Source organism: Metabacillus schmidteae (genome assembly GCF_903166545.1).
Classification (GTDB): domain Bacteria; phylum Bacillota; class Bacilli; order Bacillales; family Bacillaceae; genus Metabacillus; species Metabacillus schmidteae.
Window position 1 is genome coordinate 258,628 of sequence record NZ_CAESCH010000002.1, and the last position, 22,001, is coordinate 280,628.

The window sequence follows — 22,001 nt, forward strand, 5'->3', positions numbered from 1 at the left end:
TGTGATGTAGCTGTTTTTAGTTTAGGTAAATCAAGAGAGACGAGTAAGTGTTATTCGTTTAAAGTTAGTGAAAAAATCTAGTCTTTTGTTCAAGAGAAGAGCAATTCGTTCTCCAGAAGGGCTACAAACTACTAAACCAGTTTTTTATGTTTCGGACCGGCTATTACAAGATAATCAATTTAAAAAGTTACTTCTTCGAATTTAATGTAATACTTTACAATAGCTGGAAGTTGATGAGGTACTTCTACAGAGAAATTCCCATAAATTAATCAAGAATTTTCAGTTAAATATATTTTGCTTCTTAGATTCCAAAGAGTAATGCAACATTATTTCTATGTATATTCTTTATATTAAATTTTTTGGTTTATTATAAGTATTCATTGGACTTGATTTAAATAATTTATTTCGATAGAATCTTTGTTCAATTTGCTCAAGAGACCCTATTATCACTGTAGAGTTTTTACTTTATCCCCTTTTTTATAATATTCATCTTTGGAAGGGGACAATTTCCAGTATTAAATTAATAGATATTAATCGCATTCTTCTTCCGTTTTCTTGTTTTAATGATGGTCAAAATTTCTAATCTACATGCATGCTACTTGGTTATAGATGATTCATCTCCTTATTATTATTTGAGGTAATTTTTATTTAATTTTCATTTCTGCATAAAAATTAATTGATAAGATACTTTCTAACACTTTTTCTCCACCTGTAATCACTGACTTAAGCTCTACGTGTTTTATACATAAAAAAGATGGCATAGCATCATAGACTAATAGAGGGTTTTGAATTTTTGGTTATATATTAAGAATTTAATTAATTTGACATTTCTTTGGTTTGTAAATTAGGGAATAATAGATTCTTCTATTAGTGTTTATGATTAATTTTATATCAAGGTATATTAAAGTAAGTAAATCACTAAAACTCTAAAATAATTTACCGATAATAAAAATAGATAACCTAATTAAGAGGAGTGTTACCCATGTCAATCGACAAAATAACTTCACAACTAACACTTCACAACACAGAACAAACAAAATGGCCTGTAGAAAAAAGAGATTCAGAAAGTAATAATTTAATAGAAAATAAAGTAATACAAAATGAAGAAAGTCTAAAAAAAATCGTTAAAAGCTTAAATGATTTTCTGCAACCTACCAATACACATATTAAGTTTGAGCTTCATGAAGAATTGAATAAGTATTATGTAACAGTAGTTGATAATCAGACAAATGAAGTCATAAAAGAAATTCCATCAAAAAAAATACTTGATATTTATTCAGAAATGAAAGAATTCATGGGCATTCTATTTGATAAAAAAATCTAGAGGAGGTTAAAACATGGTAAGAATAGGTGGATTAGCCAGTGGAATGGATATCGATACAATTGTAAGTGATTTAATGAAAGCTGAAAGAATTCCGCTAGATAAACTTACTCAAAAAAAGCAAGTTCTTGAATGGCAACGAGATGACTATCGTAGCATGAACACTCTTTTAAGTGACTTTGATGATTATATTTTTGACAATATGACACTACAAAAGGACTTCTTAAAAAAGACTGTAACAAGTTCTTTGTCTAGTGCGGTTACTGCGACAGCAAATACAAATTCAGGAAATGTAAATACAGCAATTGTTGTAGATAAATTAGCTACTTCAACTAACTGGATTTCAAACTCACCAATAACATATGACCAAAACACATTTGCATCAGACACTGTAATTCAATTAAAGGTTACAAATGGCGATGGTACACAATCAATGGTGACGAATAGTGACGGTACAAAATCCGATGTTATTGAATTAACAATTAAAGCAGGTTCTACATTAGAGGATGTTTTAAAACAGCTATCAAGTAAAAAAGAATTAGGAATTAATGTGTTCGCAGAAAATGGTAAAGTAGCTATGACGAAAAATGATACCGGAAGTGGTTCCTCTATTACAATCGTAAATGAAGCTGCAAAAACGTTATTTACTGACCTGGGTTTCCAAGATGTAGCTAATAGTGCTGTTCCTTCTACTCTTACCGCTACAACAACAGGAGATAATGCTGAATTTACGATAAACGGACTAGCTACAAGCAAAGCTAGTAATACATTTGAAATTAACAATGTAACCTATACTTTGAACGATGTAACGAATGGAAAAGCAGCTACTATATCTGTTTCAAATGATACAGACAATATGGTTGATAAAATTGTCCAGTTTGTTAATAAATACAATGAAATGATTGAAAAAATAAACGGGAAAGTAAGTGAAACACGATACCGTGACTATCAGCCTCTTTCAGATGAAGAAAAAGAGGCAATGACAGAGAAACAAGTTGAGTTATGGGAAGAAAAAGCAAAAAGTGGTCTAATAAAAAATGATTCAATTTTAGCATCTTCGCTAACAAAGATGCGTACTGCTTTATATTCCCCTTACACAGGCACTGGAGGAAATAGTGATTTTAATCAGTTAGCAGAAATCGGGATTAAAACCACTAATAACTATCGAGACAATGGGAAATTAACGGTTGATGAAACTAAGTTAAGAGAAGCTATTACAAAAGATCCGCAAGCTGTTTTCCAAATGTTTAGTGGTGCAACACGTATTACGACAACGGCAGCAGATGGTTCAACATCGACCAAGGATAGTACCGTTCTGTCAGAACTAGGATTAACAAAAAGACTTCGAAATATCATTAGTGATACCGTAGAAAGCATTGAGAAAAAAGCAGGTAAACTAACTTCATCAAATTCACAATTTTTAATTGGACGTAATATCGTTGATTTAAACTCCCAAATTGACCGTTTTGAAAATCGTCTCACACAGATTGAAAATAGATATTGGAAACAATTTTCAGCGATGGAATCAGCCATTCAAAAGGCTAATTCTCAATCTGCTTACTTAATGCAACAATTTGCTTAAAGAAAAGGAGTGTTATAAGTGGCTATCAATAATCCGTATTCAACCTATCAACAAAACGCAATTACGACAGCAGCGCCAGGTGAAATTACGTTAATGCTTTATAATGGATGTATTAAATTTATTTCACAAGCAGCAAAAGCAATGCAGGAGTCAAATATTGAAGAAAAAAATGTAAACATTCAAAAGGCTCAAAAAATTATTACAGAGTTAATGATTACTTTAAATAAAGATTATGAAGTCTCTAAAAAATTTGAAGTGATGTATGAATATATGAATCATCGATTAATAGAGGCAAATATTAAAAATGACCAATCTATCTTGAAAGAGGTAGAAGGCTATGCCGTTGAATTTCGAGATACTTGGAAACAAGTTGTACAAATGAATCGTCAAAAACAACATGGACAAGGTGGTCAAGCTTAGTGAGTTCTGTTCATGAAATACACAGAATTACTGAAAAACTACTTAACCTAGTTGAAAAACAAGTTGATCCAACTCGCAGAGAGGACATAATCGAGCAAATTACGTCCTTATTAGAAGAACGAGAACTGTTTATAAAAGAAAATGAAAAACCACAAAACGAAGAAGAAAAACAACTAGGTAAGCAAATTGTCATATGGAATAAAATAATAATAGAGAATCTGAATCAATTGAAATTTCAAGTGCAACAAGATATGGTACTTCTCAAGAAAACAAGTGCATCAACTAAGCAGTATGCCAATCCGTACCAAGATATTTCGGTGTCTGATGGTATGTTCTACGATAAACGAAAATAGGTGAAAGACATGACCTTATCAGGCAACCACTATGAAATGATTCATTTTTACAACAATCTCTTAAACACCATTGAAGAAGGCTTTGACTATGTCATTCAAAGCTTCACAAATTTTGAATTAACTGAAGCGGATCGCATCTTTAAGGATATTTTAGCCGCTTTTTATCATGTTGATTCCACTCATAAGACACTTCATGCTGTATTACAGGAAGAACGTGAGCTTATTGAGGAGATGGACAAGTTTGATGGAGTGATCTTAGCTTTAGATGAAGAGTCATCGATTTTCACATCCTTAGATGCTCATCAAGATTTTGTAAAAAATCAATTGTTTCCTGCTTATTTATCCTGGAAGGAATCTGTTCAGAATCAATTGCAGCCTTATATTACACATTAATACTCGTCGATTGGCGAGTTTTTTTATTTCGTTGATAGGAAAAGGCTTGCCTACATAATCTAGAAAAACAATGTAAATTTCGATATAATAATGTTGAAAAATAGTGAAGGAGGTGCAGTCATGGAACAAGAAACTATGTTAAAGGAAATTCTACATGCCTTAAAGTTGCATTCAGACAAAGTGGATCAAAGATTTGACCGACTTGAAGGACGATTAGACAGAATGGAGAAAAAAATGGACGGTTTTCGCGTTGAATTAACCGAAACACAAGAAACAGTTGATTTTATTTCTGTCAAAACGTTACAACATGAGAAAAAGCTTCGTGAACTAAACCAATCTTGATTCACCTAAACCACTTTCCTCTAAAGTTTGCCCCTTTAGCCACTAGACCAAATATAACCCAGAGAGAGAAAAAATTTCAGAAAGGAATCCTTATGATTCCAGTTAAAAACTCGTTTAAATTTGGCGAGTTTTTTTCATTTAATCAATCCGCGAATCATAAACTATTTACATACCCTTAACGTCCCCTTCACAAACTTAACCCAACCATACAAACTTCTACAAATTATTTCAAAATTTCACAAACTTTTTTCAAGTTTATGCAGGAGACAAGCAGGGAAGTATAGAAGTAGTACTACATAGCTTTATCATAAAGGAGGAGTTCAATCATGAGATATAACGTCCGAGGGGAAAACATTGAAATAACTCCAGCATTAAGAGAATATGCAGAAAAGAAAATTGGTAAGCTTGAGAGATACTTTGAGGAGTCAGTTGACGCGAATGTCAATGTTAACTTAAAGTATTATAATGATCAGGAATCTAAAATAGAGGTTACAATCCCAATGACAGATCTGGTCCTGCGTGCTGAGGAAAATCATCAGGATATGTACGCGGCAATCGATCTTGTTGTGAATAAATTAGAACGTCAAATTCGTAAGCATAAAACAAAAGTGAATCGCAAGCTGCGTGAGCAGGGTACTCCAAAGTTTGTGTTTAGCAATTTCCAGCCTGAGGATGCACCACAGGATGAAGTGGATGAAGCAGAAGAGGTTGTTCGTACAAAACGATTTAATCTGAAGCCGATGGACAGTGAGGAAGCAATTCTTCAAATGGACATGCTTGGACATAGTTTCTTCGTTTACACAGATGCAAAAACGAATAAAACAAATGTTGTATATAAACGTAAAGATGGAAAATACGGCTTAATTGAGCCACATGTATAAAAAGCAGCAGCGCCTTTAGGGCGCTGTTTTGACGTTGAGGGGGCAACTTACAATGAAAACACCTAACATCCTTGTCATAGGCAGCATTAACATGGACCTTGTTACACAGACAAACACGATCCCAAAAGTTGGTGAGACTATTCTAGGAGAACATTTTTTCACAGTTCCAGGTGGAAAAGGGGCCAATCAAGCGGTAGCTGCTGCAAAACTGGGAGGAGATGTTACCTTACTTGGCTGTGTTGGAGATGATGCTTTTGGCAACGAATTAAAGCAGCATTTGCAAACTCAAGGCATACATACCGATTACATCCACACCATTTCAGCTATTTCTACTGGAGTTGCATCCATTACCTTATCAGAAGGAGACAACAGTATCATCGTTGTTCCAGGCGCGAATCATAAACTTACACCACAACTAGTTCTTCAACATGAAGAACTGATCTCAAATGCCGATATTCTATTACTACAATTAGAAATCCCATTAGACAGTGTTGTCAAAGCAACTGAATTAGCACAAAAACATAAGGTTCCGGTTATTCTAAATCCAGCACCAATGCAGGAACTGCCAGAAAACTTAATACTCCAAGCAACCTACATCACGCCAAATGAACACGAATTAGAAAGTCTTTTGGCTAGTACGAACCTATCCCAGGACGAAGCTGAAGAGTTAAAAGCAAAATCCATTGTCACGAGGGGATCAAAAGGAATTCAGCTACACCAGGATGGCAAGGATCAGCTTATTAGCGGATATGAAGTGGAGGCGGTTGATTCTACTGGAGCGGGGGATACATTTAATGGAGCATTGGCCGTATCTCTTAGTAAAGGATTATCATTGCTTGAGGCCAGTGAGTTTGCAAATGCTGCAGCGGCACTTTCTGTCACAAAACTCGGTGCTCAATCGGGGATGCCGACAAAGGATGAAGTTGACTCTTTTCTAAAATCATAGAGATCAAGCCTAAAATTATTTTTTGTAGAATTAAAAATAGAGATTTTATTTCCATACATTTGCCAATAATAAAATGACCAACTATTTAAGAGGTGGATGTATGAAAGTAAATCTCCCACAAGAACAACTGGATCAGCTTCATGAGTTAAAAAGTACGCAAGAAAAGGTCTCAAACGACTGGATTGATTATTGGTTTGAATATTCATCATTTGATACTTGGCAATTTTGGGTTAATGTCAGCTTTATCATTATTCCACTAATTGTTCTTTATATTTTCATTGATAAAAAGAGAGTATTTTTGTTAGGTTTCTATGGTTTTAATATTCATGTGTGGATGGTCTATACGGATGCAATAGGGACGAGATACAATTTCTTTGAATATCCGTATAAAGCAGTTCCGTTTTTACCGATTCATGTTGGAATTGATACATCTTTAGTACCCGTGCTATTTATACTTTTGTATCAATGGATATTACATAAAAAGAAAAATTTTTATCTTTATAATCTTGGATTAATCCTTTTTTTATCATTTATATTTAAGCCAATAATCGTTTCACATCACCTTTTTCATTTGAAAAATGGCGCCAATTTTTTATATATTTTTTTGTTATATGTAATTGTTGTTCTAATCTCCAGAGCAATAACAAATGTGTTCATATATCTACATTCTAAGTCTGAATTGAAAGAAACGCACTAGAAGCACTCTTAAGGTGCTTTTTTTGATCGTTTTAGCCAATTTCCTACTTAGACATCTGTTCAGTTGTCCCACATCCCAAATAGTGCTAAAATAAAGGGTAGACAATGAGTAGTAAATGATCTTTCACTCTAAATACAGAGGAGCGTATTACATGCTTGGAATTTTGAATAAGGTGTTTGATTTTAACAAACGTGCTTTAAATCGTTATGAAAAGATGGCTAATCAAATTGATGCGTTAAGCGGTCAAATGAGCGGCTTATCTGATGAAGCGTTAAGAGCGAAAACAGAAGAATTTAAAGATCGTGTAGCGAAAGGTGCTTCGCTTGATGATTTATTAATAGAGGCGTTTGCTGTTGTTCGTGAAGCAGCGAAGCGTGTATTGGGATTATATCCTTATAAGGTACAGTTAATGGGGGGTATTTCTCTACATGAAGGAAATATTTCCGAGATGAAAACAGGGGAAGGGAAAACGTTAACTTCCACAATGCCTGTTTATTTAAATGCGCTTTCCGGTGAAGGTGTACATATTGTTACAGTCAATGAATACTTAGCAAGCCGTGATGCTCATGAGATGGGACAGCTATTTGAATTTTTAGGCTTAACAGTTGGGCTTAATTTAAATTCATTAAGTAAAGATGAAAAGCGAGAAGCTTATGCAGCTGATGTTACGTATTCCACAAATAATGAATTAGGCTTCGATTACTTACGTGATAACATGGTCCTTTACCGTGAACAAATGGTACAGCGTCCACTTAATTTTGCCGTAATCGATGAGGTTGACTCGATCTTAGTCGATGAAGCGAGAACTCCGTTGATTATCTCGGGACAGGCAGCAAAATCTACAAAGCTTTATATTCAAGCAAATGGATTTGTGCGTCAACTTAAGCAGGAAGAAGATTTCACATATGATGTAAAAACAAAGGCAGTTCAGCTGACAGAGGATGGTATCACAAAGGCTGAAAAAGCGTTCGGAATTGAAAACCTTTATGATATTTCACATGTTGCACTTCTTCACCATATTAACCAAGCGTTAAAAGCACAGTTTGTCATGCAAAATGATGTCGACTATGTTGTTGAAGAAGGACAAGTTGTTATCGTTGACTCGTTCACAGGCCGTTTAATGAAGGGACGTCGTTACAGTGATGGACTTCACCAGGCGATCGAGGCAAAAGAAGGTCTTGAAATTCAAAATGAAAGTATGACACTAGCAACAATTACATTCCAAAACTACTTCCGTATGTACAAAAAGCTTTCTGGTATGACAGGTACAGCGAAAACAGAGGAAGAAGAGTTCCGTAATATTTACAACATGCAGGTTGTTGCTATTCCAACGAACAAGCCAATTGCCCGTGATGACAGAGCGGACTTAGTGTACCGTTCAATGGAAGGTAAATTCCGTGCTGTTGTAGAAGAAGTGAAGCAGCGCTATGATTTAGGTCAGCCTATTCTAGTAGGGACAGTTGCGGTTGAAACATCTGAATTAATTTCCCAGCTGTTAAAGAAAAAAGGCGTACCTCATCATGTTTTAAATGCGAAAAACCATGAAAAAGAAGCAGAGATCATTGAAAACGCAGGTCAGCGCGGATCCGTCACAATTGCGACAAATATGGCCGGTCGTGGTACAGATATCAAGCTTGGCGAAGGTGTTCGTGAGCTTGGCGGCTTAGCTGTTATTGGTACAGAGCGTCATGAATCTCGTCGTATTGATAACCAGCTTCGTGGACGTTCAGGTCGTCAAGGTGATCCGGGTATTACGCAATTCTATCTTTCAATGGAAGATGAATTAATGCGTCGCTTCGGCTCTGAAAACATGATGAACATGATGGATCGTCTTGGTATGGATGATACACAGCCAATTCAAAGTAAAATCGTCTCACGCGCGGTTGAATCAGCACAAAAACGTGTAGAAGGTAATAACTTTGATGCACGTAAACAGCTTCTTCAATATGACGATGTTCTTCGTCAGCAACGTGAAGTTATTTATAAGCAACGCTTTGAGGTTCTTGATTCTGACAACCTTCGAGAAATTGTTGAGAAAATGCTTAAATCCACAATCGAGCGTGCTGTTGACATGTACACACCTAAAACTGAGGATGAGGACGATTGGAATCTTGAGGGAATTCTTGATTTTATGAATGCCAACATTCTTCAAGAGGATGAGCTAAAAATTGGTGATATTCGCGGTAAAGAACCGGAAGAAATCGCTGAGCTTATCTATAACAAAGCACATGCACACTATGACACGAAGGAAGAAGATTTCGGTCAAGAGCAAATGCGCGAATTCGAAAAAGTTATTCTTCTTCGTGCAGTTGATACGAAGTGGATGGATCATATCGATGCAATGGAACAGCTTCGTCAAGGTATCCATTTACGTGCCTACGGCCAAAACGATCCATTACGCGAGTACCAAATGGAAGGCTTCGCAATGTTTGAAAACATGGTCGCTTCAATAGAAGAAGATGTAGCAAAATACATTATGAAAGCCCAAATCCGCAACAACCTAGAACGTCAAGAAGTTGCACAAGGCCAAACAGCTGTACACCCAAAAGAGGGAGACGAAGCGCCGAAAAAGAAACCAACCCGTAAAGTAGTCGAAATCGGCCGAAACGAACCTTGTATTTGCGGAAGCGGAAAAAAATATAAAAACTGCTGCGGACAATAACTAGCATTTCACAGCTGTTACAGGATATAATAAACAATTATTACAGAAGAGAGAGGTTGATAAGTAGATCACCTCTCTCTTGTTTGCGAGTTTAAAGTAGTTATAAATTATTTCAAGAGTTACTATGTATATAGCAATTAGTTGATTGGAGCGGAAGGTGTGAGACTCCTGCGGGAGTGCGATTGAAGGGAGACTCATGCAGTGCAAAGCGCCGGGAGGCTCCCGAACACGCCCGCGGAAAGCGAACACCTACAGCGGAAATCAACGGCCAATTTTTAGGAAACATATTTTATAAACGGAGTGAACAAAATGGAACTAGTAGAAATTCGCCAGGAACTTGAAAAAACAGCTAAACGATTAGCGGACTTTAGGGGGTCTCTTTGACCTCGATATCAAAGAAGCTCGAATCCAACAACTAGAAGCACAAATGACAGCCCCTGACTTCTGGGATAACCAAAACGCTGCTCAAGCTGTTATTAACGAAACAAATGCACTAAAAGAAATGGTGGACCAATTCCACAACCTAAACGAATCATATGAAAACCTTCAATTAACATACGAACTCGTCAAAGAAGAGGAAGACGAAGATCTACAAGGTGAACTTGTATCTGAAATGAAAGAGCTCGTCTCACAACTAAACGACTTTGAGCTTCAACTATTATTAAGCGAACAACATGATAAAAATAACGCAATCCTGGAGCTCCATCCGGGTGCAGGTGGTACCGAGTCACAGGACTGGGGTTCCATGCTTCTTCGTATGTACACTCGTTGGGCAGAGAAAAAAGGCTTTAAGGTTGAGACACTTGATTACTTACCAGGTGATGAAGCGGGAATAAAGAGTGTTACCCTTCTTATAAAAGGTCATAACGCATATGGCTATTTAAAAGCAGAAAAAGGGGTACACCGTTTAGTCCGTATTTCTCCATTCGACTCATCAGGCCGTCGTCATACATCCTTCGTTTCCTGTGAAGTCATGCCTGAATTTAATGAAGAAATCGACATTGAAATCCGCACAGAGGATTTGAAAATTGATACGTACCGTGCAAGTGGAGCTGGTGGACAGCATATCAACACAACTGACTCTGCCGTTCGTATCACACATACACCAACAAACATTGTTGTGACATGTCAAACAGAGCGTTCCCAAATTAAAAACCGTGAACGTGCCATGAAAATGCTTCAAGCAAAGCTCTATCAAAAGCGTATTGAAGAGCAGGAAGCAGAGCTTGCGGAAATCCGTGGTGAACAAAAGGATATCGGCTGGGGAAGCCAAATCCGTTCCTACGTGTTCCACCCATACTCAATGGTTAAAGACCACCGTACAAACACTGAAATCGGTAACGTCCATGCGGTTATGGATGGAGAGCTGGATCCATTTATTGATGCTTTCCTTCGTTCAAAGCTTTCATAAAAATAGAAAAATCACACGGAAACCAGTGTGATTTTTCTATTTTGGGTATTTTTCAAATGAATAAAAACATGTCATAATAATAGTTGATTAAGGGAAAAAATTAATGGAGGTGAAAGGATATGGAGAAACAAATACTTAATGTTTTATTAGAGGTGCAAAAGAATATAAATGATCTACAAAAAGATATGAATACTCTCCAAAAAGATATGAAAGATGTAAAATCCGATGTAGTTGATATTAAAGGAACAGTAAATCGAATTGAAACATCTCAAACAGAAGATGTGGTCGCTTTATTAAAGCTCATAAACAAAAAAACAGATGATGATTTCCACTATTTAAACAACCGAATTACACAAAACGATAAACGACTTTTCATCCTCGAAAATCGCGAGAATAAATAACTGATCTTCAACTTTTATAACGTCGCAAACAAGCGCGTTTTTTATTTTTCCCAAAAACAAATTCCCTTACCTTTCCCCCGTGTAAAATCTCCATTTCTGCCAACACTATACATAACTTTACCCCATTACCACGTTATCTAGCTGTTATTCACATAGAAAAGCACCGATGCTATACTCTTCTTGGATAAGTCGCTATGTGAATTAGGAGGAAAATGGTTTGAACATGAAAAGAAGAAACATCGATAATCCTAAATTTGAGAAATTCCTGGAGTATATATACATACTAGTTGGTTCTGCATTTGTTGCAATCGGATTTAATTTATTTTTGCTGCCAAATCGTGTAGCTTCTGGCGGAGTCAGTGGAATCAGTACGATTCTTGATGCAACATTTGGTTTTGAACCGGCATATGTGCAATGGGCTTTTAATATCCCTCTCTTTATTGCAGGTGTCGTGTTTCTAGGAAAACAATTTGGATTTAAAACGTTGATTGGGACCATATTCGTTCCCTTCGTCGTGTACATGACAAGAAATTGGGAGCCGGCCACAATGGATCCACTACTAGGATCACTCTTTGGAGGTATTTGTATCGGACTTGGTCTTGGCATTGTGTTCCGTGGAAAAGCTTCTACAGGAGGAACTGATCTCGCGGCACAGATTATTCATAAGTTTACAGGGTTATCGCTCGGTACATGTGTGGCGTTAATCGATGGGTTAATTGTGTTGTCAGCCGCTTTTGTGTTTGATATTGAAAGAGGACTTTATGCATTAATTGGTTTATATGTGACAAGCAAAACAATTGATATTGTTCAAATTGGATGGGGACGTTCAAAAATGACAATGATTATTACCAATAAACAGCAGGAAGTTCAAGATGCAATTCTCCATGAAATCGATCGTGGTGTGACAAGACTTGCAGCCCATGGGGGGTTCACAAACAATGAACGCCCTGTGTTAATGTGTGTGGTTGACCAAACCGAATTCACAAAATTGAAACAAGTGGTCAGACATATCGATCCACATGCTTTTGTAACGGTTACTGATGCCTCAGAGGTGCTGGGTGAGGGTTTCAAACGAGTATAGTTAGGTTATAATATCCTTGGATTGGAATTTTTACCATGCAGGGAGTGGCAATGATGAAAAAAAGGTTAATGGCATTATTATTCGGTTCAGCTCTTGTGCTAAGTGCTTGTGGTGGTGCGGAAGAACCGGAAGATGAAGCAAGTGAAGGCGGTTCTACTACAACTGAAACAGCCGGGAGTGCGGAGGAAATTGTGCAACAAAGCTGTATCGGCTGTCATGGACGTGAACTTGAAGGTGGATCAGGTCCAAATTTACAAGAAGTTGGCGCTAAATACAGTGAAGAAGAAATTAAAAGCATCATTATTAATGGACAAGGTGCTATGCCAAAAGGATTATTAGAAGATGCAGATGCAGAAGTTGTAGCGGCATGGTTAGCTGAAAAAAAATAAAATGAGAAGCAAAAGAGATAGCCTCAAAAGGTTATCTTTTTCATTTCCTACGTTAAATGTTTGTTACATTATCCCAATATATTTGCAGAAAATCCCTTATATATCAACATTTCGACGCTTCTTCACACAGATGAAACAAAAATGTAATATAATTTAGTCTATATTTGCCGAAATTTGATGGTATAATTAATTTTGTATTTTAAGACAAGGCGTTACTATGTCTATTTTGTCGACATTTATCGACATAGATTGACATTGTATTAAAAAACAACTTTAGGTGGTTTATATATGATTGAAATGTCAGAAGTATATAAAACATATCCAAATGGTGTGTTAGCTATAAATGGTATAGATATTATGATTAATCAAGGTGAATTCGTATATGTGGTTGGACCGAGTGGTGCAGGGAAATCAACATTTGTAAAAATGATGTACCGTGAGGAAAAGCCTTCTAGTGGGAAAATCGTCATTAATGGTGTTGATCTTTCAACTTTGAAAGAATCAAAGGTTCCGATGTTAAGACGTCAAATCGGTGTGGTTTTCCAGGATTTTAAACTTCTAACAAAACTAACAGTCTTTGAAAATGTTGCGTTTGCATTAGAGGTTATTGGTGAAAACCCAAAAACGATAAAAAAGAGAGTACTAGATGTTTTAGATTTAGTTCAGCTTAAACATAAAGCAAGGTTTTTCCCTGATGAATTATCAGGTGGGGAACAGCAACGTGTTTCTATCGCTCGTTCCATTGTCAATAATCCGGCAGTTATGATCGCGGATGAGCCAACAGGAAACCTTGACCCTGATACTTCCTGGGAGATTATGAATCTTTTTGAGGAAATTAATAATCGTGGCACAACCATTGTGATGGCAACTCATAATAAAGAGATTGTAAATACATTGAAAAAACGTGTTATTGCTGTTGAAGATGGGAAAATTGTGCGTGACGAAGCAAGAGGGGAGTACGGTATTTATGATTAATTCTCTTGGACGTCATTTTCGTGAAAGCTTAAAAAGTTTAGCAAGAAACACATGGATGACATTTGCCTCCGTTAGTGCAGTAACGGTCACGTTAATTTTAGTTGGTACATTCCTTGTGATTATGATGAACCTGAATCATGTTGCAGATAATCTTGAAAAAGACGTGGAGATTCGCGTTTTAATTGATGTAACGGCTGATGAAAAAGCACAGCAAACATTAAAAAGTGAAATTGAAAAAATAAGTCAAGTAGATTCAATTGTTTTCTCACCTAAGGAACAAGAGTTGGATAACTTAGTTGAAAGCTTGGGAGACGAAGGACAGTCATTTGAGTTATTTGAGCAAAATAACCCTTTAAATGATGTATTCGTTGTAAAAGCAAAGAATCCGCGTGATACAGATGCTGTAGCAAAGAAAATCGAAAAATTAGAATATGCATCAAAAGTTCGTTATGGACAAGATCAGGTTGATAAATTATTCAACGCGATCTCTGTTGCACGAAATATCGGGATCGGATTGATTATCGGATTAATTTTCACTGCTATGTTCTTAATTTCAAATACAATAAAAATTACAATTATTGCCCGCAAGCGTGAAATTGAAATTATGAAATTAGTAGGGGCAACAAACGGTTTTATTCGCTGGCCATTTTTCCTTGAAGGTTTATTATTAGGTGTACTTGGTGCAGTTGTTCCAATCGTATTAATTTGTATCAGTTACCAATCATTATATACATGGGCACTTCCTAAGCTTCAAGGCTCATTTATTGAAGTATTACCATTTAGTCCGTTTGTATATCAAATTTCGGCAATTCTATTGTTGATTGGTGCTTTAATCGGTGTTTGGGGAAGCTTAATGTCTGTTCGTAAATTCTTAAAGGTGTAAACTAGCAATTTTTTATTGCTAGTTTACTAGTTTTTACTCATATTCCTAGAGATTTACAAAACATGGGGGAGGATGAATAATGAAAAGAAAGCTAGTTGCGTATAGCTTGGCTGCTGTAATTGGGACAAGCGGGTTGTTACTTCCAAATAACCTCGCTCTTGCAGAATCATTACAGCAGAAAAAACAGGAGATTGAAAATAAGCAATCAGATGTGTCATCAAGCTTAAGTGAAAAAGAGAGCGAAGTTAATGAACTTAAGGGTCAGCAAGCAAATATTGATTCTGAAATACAAAAGATTGACACACAATTTTCTGAAACAAATGGGAAAATTCGGGAGCAGGAAGAAAAAATAAAAGAAACACAAAAGGAAATCGAAGCGTTAAAAGTAAAGATTGCCGAAGTAAAGGCACGTATTGAAGAGCGTAATAAGCTGCTTGAAGATCGAGCACGAGCACTTCAGGAAACAGGCGGCATGGTTAGTTATTTAGATGTGCTTTTAGGTGCTCAGGATTTTGGAGACTTAGTTGGCCGTGTTAATGCCGTAACAACGATTGTCGAGGCAGATCGTGAAATTCTTAAAGCCCATGAAGCAGATAAAAAGCTTTTAGAGCAATCAGAGGCAGATCTAAATAGCAAGCTGAAAGATTTAGAGACAGCTTTAACAAACTTAGAAACTCTTAAAAAAGAGTTAGCTGTTCAAAAGAAGAAAAAAGAAGAATTAATGTCACAAGTTATGCAGAAACATGATGATGCTCTACATGAAATACATGAATTAGAAGATGAAGCAGCTTTCTTAGCTGAACAAAAAAGTGCAATTGAAGCAGAAGAAAAACGCCAACAAGAAGAAGCAGCACGAGCAGCAGCGGAAGCAGAAAGACAAGCAGAAGCAGCGGCTGCCGCAGCAGCTGCGGCTAAAGCAAAAGCTAAATCTAGTTCTAATTCTAGTTCTAGTTCATCTAGCTCATCTTCATCATCATCAAGCTCAAGCAGCAGTAGTTCAGCATCGTCTGAAAAACCAGCAGTAACGGGTGGATCATTCATGTGGCCAGCATCTGGAACATTCACTTCAGGCTATGGCTACCGTGAGCATCCAGTAACAGGCGGAAGAAAACTGCATGGCGGTATTGATATTGCCAACAGTGCGGATGTACCAATTGTTGCAGCAGCGAGCGGAACAGTTATACGAGCAAACTATTCCTCAAGCTTCGGAAATGTTGTATACATCTCACATAGAATAAATGGACAAGTCTTTACAACTGTCTACGCTCACCAAGAAAGACTTATGGTAAGTGCAGGACAATCTGTATCAAAAGGCCAACAAATTGGAATCATGGGAAATACAGGCCGTTCAACAGGACAACACTTACACTTTGAAATTCATAAAGGTGCATGGAATGGGTCTTCTAGTTCTGTAAATCCTTTAAACTATTTACAATAAATATACCCGGATCAAAACCTCCTAAAACACTTAGTTTTAGGAGGTTTTTTGTGTTAAAAAATGACACTCTTGTGAGAAAGGATAAAATGAATAATAGTTTAAAGGAAGGTTTGTTTTTTTAATATATGAAAGACAAAAGAAGTGAGAAACAAAGGAGAAACGTCTTTCATAGAGTGGATGAAAGACAAAAGAAGTGAGAGACAAGGAAAAACGTCTTTCATAGAGGGGATGAAAGACAAAAGAAGTAAGAAACAAAGGAGAAATGTCTTTCATAGAGGAGATGAAAGACAAAAGAAGTGAGAGACAAGGAAAAACGTCTTTCATAGAAGGGATGAAAGACAAAAGAAATGAAAATCAAAGAGGAAACGTCGTTCATAGAGGGGATGAAAGACAAAAGAAATGAAAATCAAAGAGGAAACGTCTTTCATAAAGGGAATGAAAGACAAACCAAAAGAAATCCAAAAGAGAAACGCACTTCATAACCTCTAAGTCAATTTATCTACATCATAAAGTGTTATATACCACTACTTTACAACGAAAATCCACATAATCGCCACTTCCAACATTGCCTTACATGATTTGGCCAAGCTTGTCATATACTAAGATAGTCTAAATAAAAACGGTATGACATAACCTGGCGACGTTGGAAATAGGAGGTAAACGATGAATCAGAAAATCACAGCACTGTTAATGACCCTAGCCTTAATTGTTGGCGCAGGTGGTATGTATGTAGGATTGGAATTAACACAAACCAAACCTCCACAAGAGGTAGAAGCAGTTCCGACCTTCGGAAATGTGTTTCAAGCAGAAGAAGAACAAGCAACAGAAATTGAAGGATTTGAAAAGTTTCAGCAGGCACTTGAATTAATTTCAACAAAATATGTAGAGGAAGTGGATCAGGAAGAGCTATTAGAAGGTGCAATACAGGGGATGCTTTCTACATTAGATGATCCTTACTCTGTGTATATGGATAAAGAAACAGCCAAGCAGTTCTCTCAAGCACTTGATTCATCCTTCGAAGGAATCGGTGCAGAGGTTGGGATGAGCGATGGCAAGGTGACGATTGTGTCTCCTTTTAAAGGTTCGCCGGCGGAAAAAGCAGGTCTGCAGCCAAATGATCAAATTATTAGTATTAACGGAGAAAATGTTGAAGGCTTAGATCTTCATGAGACCGTTTTAAAAATTCGCGGCAAAAAGGGAACGAAGGTAGCCATTGAGGTGCTTCGCCCAAATTCAAAGGAAAAGTTAACCTTTGATGTTGTTCGTGATGAAATTCCACTTGAAACAGTGTTTAGCTCGACGAAAGATTATCAAGGTAAAAAGGTCGGATATATTGAGGTAACGTCCTTCTCGGAAAACACTGCAGAAGATTTCAAAAACACATTATCCAAGCTTGAAAAAGAAAAGATTGAAGGATTAGTTTTAGATGTACGTGGAAATCCGGGCGGATATTTACAAAGTGTTGAGGAAATTTTAAAACAGTTTGTGACAAAAGATCATCCATACATTCAAATTGAAGAACGAAACGGAGATAAAAAACGTTACTTCTCAAAACTTTCTAAGCAAAAAGACTATCCGGTAACAGTCTTAATTGATAAAGGAAGTGCTTCAGCTTCTGAAATCCTTGCCGGTGCTCTAAAAGAAGCTTCAGGTTATGACATTGTTGGTGTAACTTCTTTTGGAAAAGGAACAGTTCAGCAGGCGGTACCGATGGGAGATGGAAGTAATATTAAATTAACGCTTTATAAATGGCTCACACCAGAAGGTAATTGGATTCACAAAAAAGGAGTAGAGCCGACAATTAAAGTGGAGCAGCCGGAATTGTATCAGGCAAGTCCGCTTCAGATTGAAAAAACATTAGTACCGGATATGAACAATGAACAAGTCAAAACAGCACAAGTTGCTTTAAAAGGATTAGGCTTTGAGCCGGAACGAGAAGACGGGTACTTCAGTAAAGGAACAGAAACAGCTGTCAAAGCATTCCAACAAACAAACGAGCTTCCGATTAGCGGGAAAATTGATCAGCAAACAGCTAATACTCTTAATCAAAAAGTAATTGAGCAAAGAGGAAAAGAAGAAAATGATGTACAACTGAAAATGGCGATTAAAGCTCTCTTTAAATAAGGATGAAAATAAGAACTGACAGCAGTCAGTTCTTATTTTTATGATTTTAAGGATGATAGTATAAAAAACTAAGGCTTTCTCCATTAGGACTTGGCGAGAAGCCAAGTTTTTTTCATGTAAGGACGTAAAATCCCGAATGTTTCCGAACCTATATAAATAGATTGATTTTCGTCGTAATCGGGCAAATTTGGGAGGTTTTATAAATGAGAAATTCAAGCTTTCAAAAGGAGCAGGTATATCAGGAGATTTTTTCACAGTTAACCGAAAGCAGTTCGGCACAGCCGTTTCATTCGAGCCCAAGTAAGCCAATTCGGCTTTTTAGTATGTATGTTGCAAACTACACTCAAATTAAGAAGGTCGAACAAATTGACGAGGACTGTGTAAAAGATTTTTTTCAATATTTACTGCAAAATCATAAACGATTGTCACTTTCTCTAAGCGATATTAAAAAATCGATGAAAGTGATTGTCGATTTACTAGGTATGGAAGAAGTTCATAGCTTTAATGATTTTTCTCTTTCAAACAGCAGTCTGTGGGAGAACTTAAAATAAGCATACTCAATTACACCTTGAGGTGGTAAAATATGAGTAACCTAGTAGAAACGGGTAGAAACAGTAAGGTGGGATTCTGTTTTGATTGAAAATTGGTTACTAGAGTTGCTGTGGGCAATTGGTCGCTTTTTTATCCATCCGCTCTTTTATTTATTTTTCCTCATTTCACTTTTTTACGGTATGCTTCGTGTGAAGCGTGAACGAAATTCGTTTCACATTCGTGTTCAGGATTTATATGATGAAATGAAGTTTACGTATACAAAGGGACTTTTGATGGGACTGTTTGTGTCAGTCTTTATTTTCGCGCTTGGCCTGAGCCTTCCGTTTGGAACAGTCGTTATTCTAGCCATCATAACAGCGCTTTTGAGCTTTACGCTCCAGCTAAGGTGGTTGTCTGCCGCTTTTACTATTGGGCTAACCTTATTGGCAGTTGCGTTTATTCCGGAACGATTTGACTCATTTTTTGTGGGCTTTTCCGGGACAAGCCTTGCTTCTCTTAGTATTTTAGCAGGGGTATTGGTAATAGCTGAAGGAATCTTAGTCATGCGAACAGCACATCAGAAAACATCTCCTTCTTTAAAAACAAGTACAAGAGGATTGCCGATCGGTTTCCATCAGGCAAATCGAACATGGATGCTGCCGCTCCTTCTTCTTGTACCAGGTGGAGATCTGACTTCAACACTTGCTTGGTGGCCGATGTTATCGATTAACGGTGAACCGTTCTTGCTGCTGGTGATCCCCTTTTTCTTAGGGTTTAGTCAACGGGTTCAAGGTTCATTGCCACAGGAGAGCATAAAGGTTACGGGACTCCGAGTTGTATGGCTTGGTGTACTTACTTTAGTATTGGCGATAGGTAGTATTTGGTGGACACCACTTGCAATTATGGCTGTCATTGTTGCAATGCTAGGTCGTGAATTCATTACCATTCGCCAACGAATTAATGATGTTTCTGCTGCCTTTTATTTCTCGAAGCGAGATCAGGGCTTAATGGTATTAGGCATCCTGCCGCATTCACCAGCCGAAAGAATGAATCTCGTGGTAGGCGAAATGATCATGAAGGTGAATGGATATTCTGTTCACACTGTTGATGAGTTTTATCAAGCACTTCAAAAAAATCGAGCCTTCTGCAAGCTGGAAGTGGTTGATATTAACGGGGAAATCCGCTTTGCACAGCGGGCATTATATGATGGCGAGCACCATGAATTAGGGATTTTGTTTGTACAAGATCATAAGAAATGGGAAGATGAAGCGGTTTAATTGTGAATTTTTAAAATTTCAAAGGGTGTAAGAATATTAATTTATTCTTACACCCTATTTTTGCCTTTGTTAACTATTATTCTATATCTGAGTTAATTGATTGAAAGATGCCTATAAGGGCCTCTTTATCAGGATGATATTTGTAGTTAAACATCAAGAAGTTACCATTTAGAATTACTGATGATTGATCTAACAATCTACCTGTTTCATTAATGCGTTTCATTGTTTCTGCTGCTTTAGGATTATTTGGATCATACTCATAAAATTCTAGATCAGTACCGTTAATTCTTGCTCTGACTCCTTTCTTTGCATCTACCATATCTGCTTGCATATCATTTATAATTTCAACAGTATATCCGAAGTTTTCAAAATAAGTAAGAACCTCTGATAAATCTTCAACCTTTTGCTGAGTAATGAGTTCTCCCTCAGATGCTTCATATACATCACCAGACTCTGTTGATGCTACTTCTAATGCTTCAGATGATTTATTTATTTGATCTTCTGCATGGGTATCTCCAGTGGTGTTTTCCTTAATTTCCTTAGATACGACCTCTTTTACTTCCTCTTCATCAGTTGCAGTATTATTACTGCATGCTCCTAACATAGTTGCAATAAGTATTGCAAAAAATATTAATAATAGCTTATTCATGTTTTATTTCCCCCAAAGAAGTTAATTTTTCCTTTTGTATAATATCATAATGGTAAAAAAAGGGGAGTGTTTTTTGTGAAAAGTTGATCAATTTTATCAGTCTAGTACAAAGTAATCTTAAAAAATATGATAGTCACCCCCATTTATATATAGAAAAATATTGTAGAGGGTAAGGTGCAAATAAAATAGCAAACATCTAAAATGTTGAAATAGCTAAATTAAAATGCGTAAATATTACTCAGAAATAATTAAATAATAAATATTGCTTATATTTAACAATGCAAAAAATTTACTAAATTGATAATAATTATACTGTGTGTTGTGTTATATGAAAACAAGAGAAACGCTCATGAATAATTGAGGAACCAATCCTGAATAGGAAAAATTTTAAATAGTAACAGCATTTAATAGAGTAAGGCTTTTCATAGTTATTTAAATCGCTTTTCATATAATCCCTCCAATCCAAAATTTTTTAGACTTTCTGAAATAAAAATAATTAGGTATGATGGGTAACAGAGTAAGGCAAAAAAGCACGTGTTAAGAAATAAGGAGGAAATTCCTGTGGAATATGTCGACCCTATAAAAGACATTGAAAAAATTAATGCAATTAAGGAAAAATTGAAAAACCATTCACAAAGGGATTTATTGCTTTTTGTATTGGGGATTAATACAGGTATAAGAATTAGCGATTTACTAGCTTTAAAAGTAGGGGATGTTTGGGATGGAGAAAAGGTAAGGGAATTTCTTTATATTAAAGAGGATCAAGAGAAAGCATATTATATAAATAGGTCAGTAAAAAGTGAAATAGAAATTTATTTAGCCAAAGATGATTATAAGGATGAGGATTTCCTTTTTAAGTCTAAGAAAGATCTCAAACCTATAACACGACAACAAGCATATCGGATTATTCATAACGCGGCAAAGGAAGTAGGAGTTGTAGAAAAAGTAGGAACTCATACACTTCGAAAAACATTTGGGTACCATGCTTATCGTAAAGGAATTGCGATTTCGTTATTAATGTCTATTTATAATCACCATTCTCCTGCTGAAACATTACGCTATTTAGGAATTGATAAGAATGATGAAAAATTAATTAAAATAGATGTTAATTTATAACTATTTTTGATCGGGAAATGAGTAATTGTGAGTACTAATCAAAAATGTAATAACTGAAATTAAATTTAGCATGGGGATTATGTTTTTAATTATCACCTTAGAGGGTATAGACAATTAGAGTTTGACTAT

The 22,001-nt window shown here is 36.3% G+C and carries 22 protein-coding genes; 21 read left to right on the forward strand and 1 reads right to left on the reverse strand.

The annotated features are described in order from the left end of the window. Positions 1 to 982 precede the first annotated feature (982 nt). From flaG to HWV59_RS22190, 20 genes are all read left to right on the forward strand, one after another. Entirely contained in the window at positions 983 to 1,324 is a 342-nt protein-coding gene (flaG, locus tag HWV59_RS22095; RefSeq protein WP_175640287.1) for a flagellar protein FlaG, read from the forward strand. Between the two features lie 13 nt (positions 1,325 to 1,337). After that, positions 1,338 to 2,903 (forward strand): flagellar hook-associated protein 2, encoded by a 1,566-nt coding sequence (locus HWV59_RS22100; protein ID WP_102230902.1) that lies wholly within the window; start codon positions 1,338 to 1,340, stop codon positions 2,901 to 2,903. A gap of 18 nt (positions 2,904 to 2,921) precedes the next feature. Continuing rightward, positions 2,922 to 3,323 (forward strand): flagellar export chaperone FliS, encoded by a 402-nt coding sequence (gene fliS / locus HWV59_RS22105; protein WP_102230903.1) that lies wholly within the window; start codon positions 2,922 to 2,924, stop codon positions 3,321 to 3,323. Then, on the forward strand, positions 3,323 to 3,676 hold the full coding sequence (locus tag HWV59_RS22110; RefSeq protein ID WP_102230904.1) for a hypothetical protein: 354 nt from the start codon (positions 3,323 to 3,325) through the stop codon (positions 3,674 to 3,676). The genes fliS and HWV59_RS22110 overlap by 1 nt, the downstream gene beginning before the upstream one ends. A gap of 9 nt (positions 3,677 to 3,685) precedes the next feature. Further along, entirely contained in the window at positions 3,686 to 4,069 is a 384-nt protein-coding gene (locus tag HWV59_RS22115; RefSeq protein WP_175640288.1) for a hypothetical protein, read from the forward strand. Positions 4,070 to 4,189: 120 nt separating this feature from the next. Continuing rightward, a complete protein-coding gene (locus HWV59_RS22120) occupies positions 4,190 to 4,411 on the forward strand; it encodes a hypothetical protein (protein WP_175640289.1) in 222 nt (73 codons plus the stop codon). Positions 4,412 to 4,737: 326 nt separating this feature from the next. Then, on the forward strand, positions 4,738 to 5,292 hold the full coding sequence (hpf, locus tag HWV59_RS22125; RefSeq protein WP_175640290.1) for a ribosome hibernation-promoting factor, HPF/YfiA family: 555 nt from the start codon (positions 4,738 to 4,740) through the stop codon (positions 5,290 to 5,292). 52 nt (positions 5,293 to 5,344) lie between these two features. Then, positions 5,345 to 6,238: a ribokinase gene (rbsK, locus tag HWV59_RS22130; protein WP_175640291.1), complete on the forward strand. Its 894-nt coding sequence runs from the start codon at positions 5,345 to 5,347 to the stop codon at positions 6,236 to 6,238. 100 nt (positions 6,239 to 6,338) lie between these two features. Then, positions 6,339 to 6,935 (forward strand): CBO0543 family protein, encoded by a 597-nt coding sequence (locus tag HWV59_RS22135; protein WP_235991868.1) that lies wholly within the window; start codon positions 6,339 to 6,341, stop codon positions 6,933 to 6,935. 151 nt (positions 6,936 to 7,086) lie between these two features. Then, entirely contained in the window at positions 7,087 to 9,597 is a 2,511-nt protein-coding gene (gene secA, locus HWV59_RS22140) for a preprotein translocase subunit SecA (RefSeq protein WP_175640292.1), read from the forward strand. A 309-nt stretch (positions 9,598 to 9,906) separates the two neighbouring features. Next, positions 9,907 to 11,008, forward strand: a protein-coding gene (prfB, locus tag HWV59_RS22145) for a peptide chain release factor 2 (RefSeq protein ID WP_102230910.1) whose coding sequence is annotated in 2 segments (ribosomal slippage) — positions 9,907 to 9,978 and positions 9,980 to 11,008 — 1,101 coding nt in all. Because the reading frame shifts where the segments join, the coding sequence is not laid out codon by codon here. Positions 11,009 to 11,127: 119 nt separating this feature from the next. Beyond that, positions 11,128 to 11,409 carry a hypothetical protein gene (locus HWV59_RS22150; RefSeq protein WP_175640293.1) on the forward strand — a complete coding sequence of 94 codons (282 nt, stop codon included), beginning with the start codon at positions 11,128 to 11,130 and terminating at the stop codon, positions 11,407 to 11,409. Between the two features lie 223 nt (positions 11,410 to 11,632). Then, positions 11,633 to 12,490, forward strand: a complete 858-nt coding sequence (locus tag HWV59_RS22155; RefSeq protein WP_175640729.1) for a YitT family protein — start codon at positions 11,633 to 11,635, stop codon at positions 12,488 to 12,490. A gap of 53 nt (positions 12,491 to 12,543) precedes the next feature. After that, entirely contained in the window at positions 12,544 to 12,879 is a 336-nt protein-coding gene (gene cccB, locus HWV59_RS22160) for a cytochrome c551 (protein WP_175640294.1), read from the forward strand. Between the two features lie 288 nt (positions 12,880 to 13,167). Continuing rightward, complete coding sequence (ftsE, locus tag HWV59_RS22165) at positions 13,168 to 13,854, forward strand: cell division ATP-binding protein FtsE (RefSeq protein WP_102230913.1); 687 nt, start codon at positions 13,168 to 13,170, stop codon at positions 13,852 to 13,854. After that, entirely contained in the window at positions 13,847 to 14,737 is an 891-nt protein-coding gene (gene ftsX / locus HWV59_RS22170; protein ID WP_102230914.1) for a permease-like cell division protein FtsX, read from the forward strand. Before ftsE ends, ftsX begins: the two co-directional genes overlap by 8 nt. Before the next feature lie 79 nt (positions 14,738 to 14,816). Continuing rightward, positions 14,817 to 16,175, forward strand: coding sequence for a murein hydrolase activator EnvC family protein (locus HWV59_RS27445; RefSeq protein ID WP_175640295.1), 1,359 nt, complete (start codon positions 14,817 to 14,819; stop codon positions 16,173 to 16,175). Between the two features lie 663 nt (positions 16,176 to 16,838). Next, on the forward strand, positions 16,839 to 18,299 hold the full coding sequence (locus HWV59_RS22180; protein ID WP_175640296.1) for a S41 family peptidase: 1,461 nt from the start codon (positions 16,839 to 16,841) through the stop codon (positions 18,297 to 18,299). Positions 18,300 to 18,502: 203 nt separating this feature from the next. After that, complete coding sequence (locus HWV59_RS22185; RefSeq protein ID WP_102230917.1) at positions 18,503 to 18,850, forward strand: swarming motility protein SwrAA; 348 nt, start codon at positions 18,503 to 18,505, stop codon at positions 18,848 to 18,850. A gap of 81 nt (positions 18,851 to 18,931) precedes the next feature. After that, a complete protein-coding gene (locus tag HWV59_RS22190) occupies positions 18,932 to 20,107 on the forward strand; it encodes a PDZ domain-containing protein (RefSeq protein ID WP_175640297.1) in 1,176 nt (391 codons plus the stop codon). Positions 20,108 to 20,183: 76 nt separating this feature from the next. On the opposite strand, the gene HWV59_RS22195 is transcribed toward HWV59_RS22190, so the two are convergent. Next, positions 20,184 to 20,756 (reverse strand): hypothetical protein, encoded by a 573-nt coding sequence (locus tag HWV59_RS22195; RefSeq protein ID WP_175640298.1) that lies wholly within the window; start codon positions 20,754 to 20,756, stop codon positions 20,184 to 20,186. Between the two features lie 561 nt (positions 20,757 to 21,317). Here HWV59_RS22195 and HWV59_RS22200 point away from each other — a divergent pair. Continuing rightward, complete coding sequence (locus HWV59_RS22200; RefSeq protein ID WP_102230922.1) at positions 21,318 to 21,872, forward strand: tyrosine-type recombinase/integrase; 555 nt, start codon at positions 21,318 to 21,320, stop codon at positions 21,870 to 21,872. Positions 21,873 to 22,001: the final 129 nt, after the last annotated feature.